At 43.6% G+C, this 12158-nt stretch carries 11 protein-coding genes; 7 read left to right on the top strand and 4 right to left on the bottom strand.

What is annotated here, in order from left to right; all coding sequences use genetic code 11:
• Window positions 1-13: 13 nt before the first annotated feature.
• The 7 genes from pspF (at window position 14) to fabI (ending at window position 7690) form a co-directional block, all read left to right on the top strand.
• Window positions 14-1036 (top strand): phage shock protein operon transcriptional activator, encoded by a 1023-nt coding sequence (gene pspF, locus Xish_RS17425; protein WP_099119085.1) that lies wholly within the window; start codon window positions 14-16, stop codon window positions 1034-1036.
• Window positions 1037-1317: 281 nt separating this feature from the next.
• A complete protein-coding gene (sapA, locus tag Xish_RS17430) occupies window positions 1318-3057 on the top strand; it encodes an ABC transporter substrate-binding protein SapA (RefSeq protein ID WP_099119086.1) in 1740 nt (579 codons plus the stop codon).
• Complete coding sequence (gene sapB / locus Xish_RS17435) at window positions 3054-4019, top strand: putrescine export ABC transporter permease SapB (protein ID WP_099119087.1); 966 nt, start codon at window positions 3054-3056, stop codon at window positions 4017-4019. Before sapA ends, sapB begins: the two co-directional genes overlap by 4 nt.
• Window positions 4006-4893 carry a putrescine export ABC transporter permease SapC gene (sapC, locus tag Xish_RS17440; RefSeq protein WP_099119088.1) on the top strand — a complete coding sequence of 296 codons (888 nt, stop codon included), beginning with the start codon at window positions 4006-4008 and terminating at the stop codon, window positions 4891-4893. The genes sapB and sapC overlap by 14 nt, the downstream gene beginning before the upstream one ends.
• Window positions 4893-5885, top strand: a complete 993-nt coding sequence (gene sapD / locus Xish_RS17445; RefSeq protein ID WP_099119089.1) for a putrescine export ABC transporter ATP-binding protein SapD — start codon at window positions 4893-4895, stop codon at window positions 5883-5885. Before sapC ends, sapD begins: the two co-directional genes overlap by 1 nt.
• Window positions 5886-6695, top strand: a complete 810-nt coding sequence (gene sapF, locus Xish_RS17450; RefSeq protein WP_099119090.1) for a putrescine export ABC transporter ATP-binding protein SapF — start codon at window positions 5886-5888, stop codon at window positions 6693-6695.
• Window positions 6696-6901: 206 nt separating this feature from the next.
• Window positions 6902-7690 (top strand): enoyl-ACP reductase FabI, encoded by a 789-nt coding sequence (fabI, locus tag Xish_RS17455; RefSeq protein WP_099119091.1) that lies wholly within the window; start codon window positions 6902-6904, stop codon window positions 7688-7690.
• A 64-nt stretch (window positions 7691-7754) separates the two neighbouring features.
• Here the strand turns inward: fabI and pdxY are convergent, their stop codons facing one another.
• From pdxY to anmK, 4 genes are all read right to left on the bottom strand, one after another.
• On the bottom strand, window positions 7755-8633 hold the full coding sequence (gene pdxY / locus Xish_RS17460) for a pyridoxal kinase PdxY (RefSeq protein WP_099119092.1): 879 nt from the start codon (window positions 8631-8633) through the stop codon (window positions 7755-7757).
• A gap of 108 nt (window positions 8634-8741) precedes the next feature.
• Window positions 8742-10013, bottom strand: a complete 1272-nt coding sequence (gene tyrS / locus Xish_RS17465) for a tyrosine--tRNA ligase (protein WP_099119093.1) — start codon at window positions 10011-10013, stop codon at window positions 8742-8744.
• A 251-nt stretch (window positions 10014-10264) separates the two neighbouring features.
• Complete coding sequence (gene pdxH / locus Xish_RS17470) at window positions 10265-10918, bottom strand: pyridoxamine 5'-phosphate oxidase (protein WP_099119094.1); 654 nt, start codon at window positions 10916-10918, stop codon at window positions 10265-10267.
• A gap of 103 nt (window positions 10919-11021) precedes the next feature.
• The gene (gene anmK / locus Xish_RS17475; protein ID WP_099119095.1) at window positions 11022-12131 is read right to left on the bottom strand and encodes an anhydro-N-acetylmuramic acid kinase; all 1110 of its coding nucleotides are present in this window, start codon (window positions 12129-12131) and stop codon (window positions 11022-11024) included.
• Window positions 12132-12158: the final 27 nt, after the last annotated feature.

The raw sequence follows: 12158 nt of genomic DNA on the forward strand, positions 1-12158 counted from the left end.
GGTGAAAAATACTATGACTCAGTTCATTGATAATCTATTAGGTGAAGCAAACTGTTTTATTGAAATTTTGGAGCAAGTCTCAGCATTAGCGAAGTTGAATAAACCTGTTTTAGTTCTGGGAGAACGAGGAACAGGCAAAGAATTAATTGCCCGCCGGTTACACTATCTTTCTCCACGCTGGCAAGGCCCTTTCATTTCCCTGAACTGTGCAACACTCAATGAAAATCTACTTGACTCAGAACTATTTGGTCATGAGGCTGGCTCATTCACAGGTGCCCGTTCAAAACACCAAGGCCGCTTTGAGCGAGCTGATGGCGGAACCTTATTTCTTGACGAACTCGCTACGGCTCCCATGCAAGTACAGGAAAAATTACTGCGTGTCATTGAATATGGTCACTTGGAGCGTGTAGGCGGGACTCAGTCACTGCAAGTCGATGTACGTCTGGTTTGTGCAACCAACGAAGATTTGCCTGCTATGGCTGCCCGCGGAAAATTCAGGGCTGATTTGCTCGACAGGCTCGCGTTCGATGTCGTTCATATCCCACCATTACGCCAACGACAGCAGGATATTATGTTACTGGCACAGAGTTTTGCGATTCAGATGTGCCGTGAGTTGGAGCTGCCCTTTTTCCCCGGATTTACTGACGAAGCCAAACAACAGTTACTTTCCTATCACTGGCCTGGAAATGTTCGCGAACTAAAGAATGTCATCGAACGCTCTATTTACCGACATGGTATTAGTGAAAATGGTAATAGAGAAAATGAATTAGATACAATCATCATCAATCCCTTTTCACTCTCACAGCAAGCTGCTCCCCTATCCACTGAGAGTGAGATGACCAATAACTTCCTTCCCAAATTACCTGTTGATTTAAGGCAATGGCAAAACGATAGCGAAAAGAGTTTAATCATACAGGCTTTGACAGAAAGCCAATTTAATCAGAAAAAGGCCGCTGATAAACTTAATTTGACTTACCACCAGTTCCGCGGGTTAATCAAAAAACACGGTATTGATGTTAATGGCAAGATAGAGTAGACAGATAAAAAACGATAGATAAAAAAGTAGCCGGCACCCGAGCCGGCTAATAAAAATACTGGAAGCAATGTGAGCAATGTCGTGCCTTATCTGAGATACCTACTTGCTACTGCAAGAGTGTCTCTCTGAAGAGCACATGCGAATGATAATACTTATCAATTACACTTGTAAAGCATTTTATTGAGAATTTCTCTCGTTATCGTGATCTGTCCGTTGTTTTTGAGCAGAAAGCGTTAATTAAGTTACAATGGCCAAACTCTTTTCTATGACTGACATTTTATATGCGTTATTTGATTTACTGGATTATATTATTGATTTCCACCCCGACTCTGGCAGCCAAGAACGCTACTCCAGAAACTGCTGCGGGATCCATTCCAGAGCCTACCAAAACGATTCCAGAATCGAAGCCAAACAACATCTCGGAAAGTCTGCCTCATATTTCAACTTCCTTACGGCAAAACGGTTTTATTTATTGCATTAATGGCAATTTGAATACATTTAATCCCCAAATGGCTATCAGTGGCTTGACGGTGGATACACTTGCTGCGCAGATTTACAACCGCCTGCTGGGTGTTGATCCTCTTACCTATCGTCTGGTTCCTGAACTGGCTACTGATTGGGAAGTACGGGACAGCGGGGCAACTTATCGCCTTTACTTGCGCCATAATGTTGCTTTCCAATCAACCGATTGGTTTACACCAACCCGCACAATGGACGCAGATGATGTTGTTTTCAGTTTCCGCCGTGTCTTCGATAAAACACATGATTATCATGATGTTAATGGTGGTCACTACCCCTATTTTGACAGTTTACAATTTGGCGCTTCAATAAAGGATATTCGGAAAATCAATCAATATACTGTCGAATTTCACCTTAATGCCCCCGATGCTTCTTTTCTTTGGCATCTGGCAACCTACTATGCACCTATACTATCCCAGGAATATGCTGAAAAATTGCAGCAAATGAATCGGCAGGGACAAATAGATTGGAAACCTGTCGGTACAGGCCCCTTCATGCTGGAAGATTATCAGATGGATCAATTTATCCGCCTTGTTCGCCATGATAACTATTGGAAAGGTAAACCGCGCATGGAGCAGATTGTTATAGACACTGGCGCAGGTGGTACAGGCAGGATCTCAAAACTGCTCACAGGTGAATGCGATGTACTGGCTTATCCCGATGCTAATCAGTGGAATATTTTGCATGATGACCCAAATCTGCGGCAGACATTACGTTCAGGCATGAATATTGCGTATCTTGCTTTTAATACCAGTAAACCTCCTTTGGATCAGTTAGCCGTTCGTCAAGCGATTGCTTACGCCATTAATAACCTGCGCCTGATGAAATCTATTTACTATGGTACGGCAGAGACAGCAGCTTCTATTTTGCCTCGTGCATCCTGGGCGTATGATAATCGTGCTGAAATCACTGAATACAACCCTGAAAAATCCCGCAAGATGTTAAATGAACTGGGATTAAATGGGTTGGAATTAACTTTATGGGTTCCAACGGCTTCACAATCCTATAATCCAAGCCCTTTGAAAATGGCGGAGCTGATTCAGGCAGATTTGGCACAGGTTGGTGTTAAGATGTCTATCCGCCCCGTCGAAGGCCGTTTTCAGGAAAACCAACTCATGGATAAAACCCACGATATGACGCTGGCAGGCTGGTCTACTGATAGCAACGATCCCGATAGTTTTTTCCGCCCGTTATTGAGTTGTGCCGCCATTGCATCCCAAACGAATCTGAGCCGTTGGTGTAACTCAGCTTTTGATGATGCTCTTCATGAGGCCTTATTAAATCAACAACTTGCTTCACGCATCAAAAATTATCATGTTGCACAAGAAATCCTCGCGCAGCAATTACCCGTATTGCCACTGGCTTATTCGATGCGTTTACAGATCTCCCGCTATAACATCCAAGGGTTGGTACTCAGCCCATTTGGCAATAGTTCCTTTGACAAAGTCTACCGCGAACAGGAAGCCACCGTTCCTGATAAAAATAAAAAGGAAAGCAAATGATTATTTATATCCTGCGTCGTTTGTTGCTTCTGGTTGTGACGTTGTTTTTTCTTTCATTAATCAGTTTCAGCCTGATGTATTTCACACCTCATGGTGCCTTGAGTGGCGCATCACTGTCAGACGCTTATATCTACTATTTTCGTAGCTTACTCCAATGGGATTTTGGTATTTCCAGAATTAATGGGGAACGGGTTATCGAACAACTGTATAGTGTTCTCCCTGCCACGATGGAGCTGTGTGTCCTCTCTTTTTCCATGGCATTGTTAATCGGTATACCTCTTGGGATTATCGCTGGTGTCTGGCGCAATAAAAAAGCCGATATCATTATCAGTACATTTGCCCTCTGTGGTTTTTCCATTCCGGTTTTCTGGCTGGCGTTACTGCTGACCCTGCTTTTTTCACTGTATTTGGGCTGGCTACCTGTTTCAGGACGGGTTGATTTACTCTATCGGATGGAGCCTGTCACGGGTTCTGCACTAATCGATGCCTGGTTGTCAAAATCGCCTTATCGCAGTGAAATGATCAAGAGTGTTATTCTGCATATGGTTCTGCCCGTTATCACACTGGCCGTTGCTCCGACTACCGAGGTTATCCGTTTGATGCGCAATAGTGCAGAGGAAATTTCAGGCGAAAATTACATCAAATCAGCAGCAACACGTGGTTTATCACGGCTAACTATTATTCGTCGCCATCTATTGCATAATGCCTTGCCGCCCATCATTCCTAAGTTAGGGTTACAATTTTCAACCATGCTCACATTAGCGATGGTGACAGAGCAAGTCTTTAACTGGCCAGGTTTAGGACGTTGGCTTATCAGCGCTATCCGGCAGCAGGATTATTCTGCCATCTCGGCGGGCGTCATGGTGATAGGAACGCTGGTTATTTCCGTTAATATTCTGACAGATATTATTGGCGCGATGGCTAATCCCCTGAAGCATAAGGAATGGTATGCCATTAGATAATTTTTACCGCGAAAAGAAGATGCCGTCACCATTGAGAGTTATCTGGCGATTTTTCTATGCTGATATATTAGCAATGACGGGTTTTTATGGCGTGTTAATTTTAATAGCACTGTGCCTGTTGGGCGATCTTCTCGCTCCATATCGGCTTGATCAACAATTTATGGCTCAGCTTATGCCACCTTCATGGTCACATCACGGTAATGTTGCCTTTTTCCTTGGAACTGATGATCTTGGCCGTGATATTTTCAGCCGCCTGTTGATTGGTACATCTTCCACATTTGGAGGGGCATTGGTTGTTACTGCGGCAACAACCATTGTAGGATTAATTATCGGGAGCCTTGCCGGAATGACTCATGGCTTGAGATCGGCAGTTCTGAACCATATCCTTGATACCTTACTCTCAATTCCTTCATTACTACTGGCTATCATTGTCGTTGCTTTTGCTGGCGCTAGCTTGCAGCATGCCATGATTGCCGTTTCGCTGGCACTGCTGCCAAGAATAGTACGAACCGTTTATACTGCTGTACATGACGAGCTGGATAAAGAGTACATTATTGCAGCGCGGCTGGATGGCGCTTCAAACTACCATATTTTACGTTATGCCGTTCTCCCCAACATCACGGCGGTGATCGTCAGTGAATTAACCCGTGCTCTTTCCATCGCTATTCTTGATATTGCCGCGCTGGGATTCCTCAATCTTGGGGCACAACTGCCATCCCCCGAATGGGGAGCTATGCTGGGGGATTCATTAGAATTGATCTATGCTGCACCATGGACTGTTATGTTACCCGGAGCAGCAATTATGCTCAGTGTCCTGCTGGTTAACTTACTGGGTGACGGCCTGCACCGCGCCATTAACGCAGGAGTTGAATGATGCCATTGCTTGATATTCGAAACCTTACTATTGAATTCATGACGGCAGAAGGTCCCGTCAAAGCCGTTGACCGGATGAGTATTTCACTGACAGAAGGTGAAATATTGGGTCTGGCTGGCGAATCAGGCTCCGGCAAAAGTCTGATTGCCAAAGCGATTTGTGGCGTCACAAAAGAGAACCTCAAAGTAACCGCAGACCGTTTCCGTTTTAACGATATTGATTTATTACGCCTGACACCACGGCAGCGCCGTAAGGTGATTGGCCACAATATTTCAATGATTTTTCAGGAGCCACAGTCATGTCTCGATCCATCAGAAAATATTGGTAAACAGATTATTCAATCTATTCCTGGGTGGACGTATAAGGGGCGTTGGTGGCAGAGATTTAATTGGCGAAAACGTCGTGCAATTGAGTTGTTGCACCGTGTTGGTATTAAAGATCACGATGACATTATGCACAGTTACCCTTACGAATTAACCGAAGGTGAATGTCAAAAAGTGATGATTGCCATTGCGCTTGCCAACCAGCCCCGATTGCTGATTGCCGACGAACCAACCAATGCAATGGAGCCAACGACACAGGCACAAATATTCCGTTTGCTGTCGAGCCTCAATCAGAACAACAATATGACTATCCTGCTAATCAGCCATGACCTGCAAATGATGAGTAAATTGGTCAAACGCATCAATGTGCTGTATTGCGGTCAGACAGTGGAAAGTGCTATAACAGATGAGCTACTGGTGAAACCTTATCATCCCTATACGCAAGCGTTGATCCGTTCAATTCCTGATTTTGGCAGCCCGTTACCACATAAAAGTCGGCTAAATACGCTGTCTGGCGCGATTCCGTCACTGGAGCATCTACCAGTAGGTTGCCGCTTGGGACCACGTTGCCCTTATGCACAAAAAACCTGTATTGCAACTCCACGGTTACGGGTGATTAAGAGCCATGCATTCGCCTGTCATTTCCCTTTGAATATGGAGGAGCCGTAATTGGTTGAGACATTGCTGGAAGTTAAAAATTTAACTAAAACATTTCGCCATCAAACTGGACTATTTCGCCGTCATCAACTTGACGCCGTAAAACCAGTGAGCTTTAGCCTGCAACCGAAAAAAACCCTCGCTATCCTTGGTGCAAATGGTTCCGGTAAATCGACACTAGCCAGAATGTTATCAGGGGTTATTGAGCCGACTTCAGGTGAAATTCTGATTAACGGGCATAAGCTGTCTTACGGAGACTACAGCTATCGCAGCCAGCGCATTCGCATGATTTTTCAAGATCCCAGCACATCAATGAATCCTCGTCAGCGCATTGGTCAGATTCTGGATATGCCGTTAATTTTGAATACGGAGTTATCTCCCTCCGAACGGGAAAAACGGATCAACCAAACTTTGCGTCAAGTTGGTTTACTGCCAGACCATGCTAATTACTATCCACATATGCTGGCATCAGGACAAAAACAGCGTGTGGCTTTGGCTCGCGCTTTAATATTGCAACCCCAAATCATTGTTGCCGATGAAGCCCTGGCATCCCTTGATATGTCGATGCGTTCCCAAATCATCAATTTGATGCTGGAGTTACAGGAAAAACAGGGTATTTCATATATCTATGTCACTCAGCATCTCGGCATGATGAAGCATATCAGTGATCAAGTACTGGTCATGCATCAAGGGGAGGTTGTCGAACGTGGTAATACAGCGGAGGTTCTGGCTTCCCCGCTGCATGATATTACCCGCAAATTGATAGCCAGCCATTTTGGTGAAGCCCTGTCTGCTGAAGCATGGCGACAAGATATCACCTAGTGTTTTTGTTGGGTGTATTTTAATCACTGATCGGAACAGAATGGGAAACTCACCACATTTTCCTCCGGCATGGTAGAATCATCCCCGTTTATTCACCATAAATACCGTAGTTATGGTTAGATATTTATTATTTCTGTTTTTCCATAACTTTTGGTGTTTGATCACAAAGAACAATTTTGATCATAGAGAACAATAAGGATACTGCTATGGGTTTCATGACCGGCAAGCGCATTCTCATTACTGGCGTCGCCAGCAAACTGTCTATTGCTTATGGAATTGCCAAGGCAATGCACGATCAAGGAGCAGAGCTGGCTTTCACTTACCAAAATGACAAGCTGAAACCTCGTGTCGAAGAATTCGCCGCATCACTGAATTCAGATATCGTTCTGCCATGTGACGTGGCTGACGATGAAAGTATCGACGCATTGTTCGTTGAATTAGGCAAAGTATGGCCTAAATTCGATGGTTTTGTTCACTCGATCGGTTATGCACCGGCTGACCAGCTTGATGGTGATTATGTTAATGCTGTTAACCGCGAAGGCTTCAAGATTGCACACGACATCAGTGCATACAGCTTTGTCGCAATGGCAAAAGTCTGCCGTAATATGCTAAATCCTGGTTCTGCTCTACTGACCTTAAGTTATTTGGGTGCAGAGCGTGCAATTCCTAACTATAACGTCATGGGGCTGGCAAAAGCTTCTCTGGAAGCAAATGTGCGTTATATGGCAAATGCAATGGGTGCTGAAGGTGTCCGTGTTAATGGTATCTCTGCTGGCCCAATCCGTACTCTGGCAGCTTCTGGTATCAAAGATTTCCGTAAGATGCTGGCACACTGTGAAGCAGTTACACCTATTCGCCGCACTGTAACAACCGAGGATGTTGGTAATGCTGCTGCCTTCTTGTGTTCAGATCTGGCTGGTGGTATTAGCGGCGAGATCTTGCATGTTGACGGTGGTTTCAGCATCGCTGCCATGAATGAGTTAGAGTTAAAATAATAGGTTCGTCAGTATATTAAAAACAGTCCCAGCCATAATATTATGGTCGGGACTGTTTTTTTGTTTAGTCTATTCTGACGGCATGAAATTGATGTTCTGGAGTGACTATCTTATCTTGTGCGGCAATAATCTGTAATTCATATTCCTCACTCTTTTGCGTCTCCAACATGACTTCGTAGACCGCAGCCGCAACATGTTCTAAAGCAGCTTGCAATGCTTCATTCGTCAAAGATGGATTTTTCAATAGATTGGCGAGAAGCAAACCACTAGTTAAATCTCCAACACCAACTGGTTGACGTGATCCTGTATCAATCAATGGACGGCTAACGTGCCAACTATGTTCTTTAGTTACCAAAAGCATTTCAAAACAATCGGCCTGATAACCTGCACGGCTCAAATGTTTGATCAATACAATCTTGGGACCTTTTTCACATAACTCACGCGCGGCAGATATAGCTTGTTCTACACTGCCAATTTTCCGCATAGTCAATGTTTCAAGTTCCAACAAGTTAGGTGCAATAATATCACTGGCAGGCAATGCGTTATCACATAAAAATTCAGCAACTCCTGGAGCAACTATACACCCTTTTTCTGGATGCCCCATTACAGGGTCACAGAAATACCATGCATCAGGGTTGGCTTTTTTAACCTGATTCACGATATCAAGGATATAGTTTCCCTGCTCCGCAGAACCAATATAACCACTCAGAACTGCATTACAGGATGCGAGCTTATTAATTTCACCAATTCCCTGCACGATTTCAGTTAAATGTTCCGGTGGCATTACACAACCACGCCATTGAGGATATTGTGTATGGTTCGAAAATTGAACTGTATTTAATGCCCATACGTTCACCCCCATACGACGCATCGGGAAAACAGCCGCACTGTTTCCTGCATGACCAAAGACAACATGAGACTGAATTGAAAGAACATTATTCATGATGAGGCCTAATTTATTATTTTAAATTTATGAATAGATAATATTTATAAAGACACCAGATACAGTAAGGGCAACATTATCGTTGCCCTTAGTAATAATATTAGTTAATTACTTCCAATTGATAAGGCAATAATGTTTTTTACCACGGCGTAGTAAACTATAACGCCCAAATAAACAATCACCATCCGTAAATATATACATAGGTTCTGACTGTTTTTCACCATTGATGGAAACCGCATTAGAACTGATCATGGTACGCGCCTGCCCACGGGAAGGAACAAATTCGGCTGTGACCAATGCTTGTTGTAGATCAGTACCTTTTTCAAGTTCAATTGCCGGCATTCCATCTTGTGCTAATTGAGCGAAATCTTCTTCGGTCAAATCAGCAATAGCGCCTGAGAATAAACTCTCAGTAATACGCTTCGCCGCCGCAAGACCTTTTTCGCCATGTACCAGGCCAGTAACTTGTTCTGCCAATACATATTGAGCACGTGGAGCTTTACCGCTGTTCTTATCTTCTTCTTCCAGCGCATTAATTTCTTCAATACTCATGAAAGTAAAGAATTTCAGGAAACGGTAAACATCTGCATCTGCTGTGTTAATCCAGAATTGGTAAAATTTGTATGGACTCGTTTTCTTCGGATCCAACCAAACTGCACCACCTTCCGTTTTACCAAATTTAGTTCCGTCTGATTTTGTGATCAGTGGTACGGTCATGCCAAACACTTGTTTCTGGTTTAAGCGACGAGTCAAATCGATACCTGAAGTAATATTACCCCATTGATCTGAACCACCAATCTGTAATTCAACACCATATTTTCTATTTAAATTTGCAAAGTCATAAGACTGCAATAGGTTATAAGAAAACTCAGTGTACGAAATACCAACATCATCACGGTTAAGGCGTTGTTTTACCGCTTCTTTGTTGATCATCTGGTTGACGGAAAAGTGCTTACCAATATCACGCAGGAAAGCCAGTACATCCATCTGACCAAACCAATCATAGTTATTGGCTAACTCGGCACCATTTTCACCATCAAAACTAAGGAACGGGGAAACCTGGTTACGAATTTTCTCAACCCACTCTTCGACCGTTTTTTCTGTGTTCAATTTGCGTTCAGTTGCTTTAAAGCTTGGATCACCAATCAAACCTGTCGCCCCACCAACCAACGCAATAGGTTTGTGCCCAGCAAGTTGGAATCGTTTTAAACACAGCAAGGGAACCAGATGGCCCAAATGCAAGCTGTCAGCGGTAGGATCGAAGCCACAATAGAGAGAAACCGGACCTTGCGCCAGTCTCTCAGCTAACGCCTCTTCATCCGTTACCTGGGCAACAAGGCCCCGCTCTTGCAGTTGTTTAATCAGGTTATTGCTAGACATTAATGACTCCATCGGTTTGTATACTTTGCTTATATTTCCACGTTGCCGCCTTGTTAACTACGCTACAACTTGAAATCTATTGGGTATATATAAGCATCTCGTGATAAATCAAGTGCTATAGAATAAAACGCCAGTCATATAAGTGCCAGTATTAAAAACAGTAATGACCCACCACTTTGCAAATCACTGCCTTATTGGCTGTAATTTGCAATTTATTGGACTTTATTAGTTTAGGGCTTTAAAGACTGTTGTTAAGGCGCCAAACGGTCAACATTCCACTTATCACCTTCACGCTGATACAGGAAACGATCATGAAGACGATAGGCACCGCCCTGCCAGAATTCAACTGAGTCAAATTTGACCTTGAACCCGCCCCAAAAACTAGGAAGAGGTACTTCACCATTTTGAAACTTCTGTTTCAACTCCAAAAATTTCCCTTCTAAAATGCTTCTGGCTGAAATCTTTGAGGATTGCTGGGAAGCCCAAGCTGCGATTTGGCTATCCTTGGGACGGCTATGAAAATATTTTACAACCTCAACCGGAGATAAACGCTCAGCTCTGCCAAGAAAACTGACCTGTCGTTCCAATTGATGCCAAGGAAAGTGGAGACTGATCCGGTTATTCTGAGCCAGATGTTTTGCCTTACGACTGCCAAGATTGGTGTAGAATATCAGGTTATTAGCATCAAAATGTTTTAATAGAACAATGCGTTGATAAGGTTGCCCATTCTCATCTACTGTGGCAATACACATTGCCGTTGGATCGGTGAGCTTCGCTTCACAAGCCTGCTTTAACCAAAGTTCAAAAAGTTCAATCGGTTCTTCAGTAAGATCTTTTCGCCTTAATCCACCACGTATATATTCACGACGCAGTTCTGCGATATCTGCTTCATTATTTTCTGACATTTCTAACTCTCGGTTTATGAATGAGTATTAGCATATCATTGTTATCTGTTAGCTAACTGTCTTCTAATAATGATCATCTGTTAACTGACCATTATCCAACCAATTATCTGACAACCGGATAAATTGCACCTAAAATCGTTTCTCGATCCGCACCTGTGACTGATGGCAAATTACCAGATAACCCAGACATCGTTCGGAATGCCAACCAGGCAAATGCCAGTGCTTCCATATCATCACCACTCAAACCATATTTGTCTGTCGTAGTCACTTCAGTACCTGGTAACAAAGCCGATAAGCGGTTCATCACGAGAGGATTACGCGCCCCGCCGCCACATACCAGAAGACGCTCACATCCACCACTCAACATAACTTGCTGGGCAATGCTTACAGCCGTTAGTTCAGCCAATGTGGTTTGAACATCCACGGGGGCAACATCAGGGAAATCAGCCAACTGTTTCTCCAACCATGCCATATTAAAATATTCACGCCCTGTACTCTTTGGTGCAGTACGTGCGAAATAGGGATCAGAAAGCATTTTTTGGAGCAAAGATTGATTAACATTACCTTCACTGGCCCACAGTGCATCTTTGTCGTAAGGTAACTGTTTATGCCGCCATGTCCAGGCATCCATCAACATATTGCCCGGTCCGGTATCATATCCCTTAACGGCTGAGTTAGGCAGAAGTGCTGAAATATTTGCTATTCCACCAATGTTTAAAATAATACGTTTTTCTGTCGGATGCCCCAACACAGCCATATGGAATGCTGGAACCAAAGGCGCTCCCTGACCACCATAAGCCATGTCACGCCGTCTGAAATCACCGACCGTTGTAATATTGGTAAGTGCTGCTACACGGTTATTGTCACCAATTTGCATGGTAAAAGGTTTTTCACCGTCCGGCTCATGCCATACGGTCTGCCCATGACATCCGATTGCTATAATATCATTTGTAGTCAACCCTGCTTTATTCAACAACCCTTGAACAGCCTGAGCAAAGAGAGTGCCAAGCTCATAGTCAAATCTTCCAACCATGGATAATGTTGTTTGCTGCCCTTGACAAATGGAAAGTAATTTTTGTTTAAGATCTTGCGGAAAAGGATGGCTATAACTCACTTGTTGAATAACAATTTTATCACTAATCTCCGCCAAAATAACATCAACCCCATCCATGCTGGTGCCAGACATCACACCAATATAACGTCCTGATTTCATAAACACTCCCCTATTAAATAATGGATT

Origin of the sequence: Xenorhabdus ishibashii, from assembly GCF_002632755.1 — a bacterium.
Taxonomy (GTDB): domain Bacteria; phylum Pseudomonadota; class Gammaproteobacteria; order Enterobacterales; family Enterobacteriaceae; genus Xenorhabdus; species Xenorhabdus ishibashii.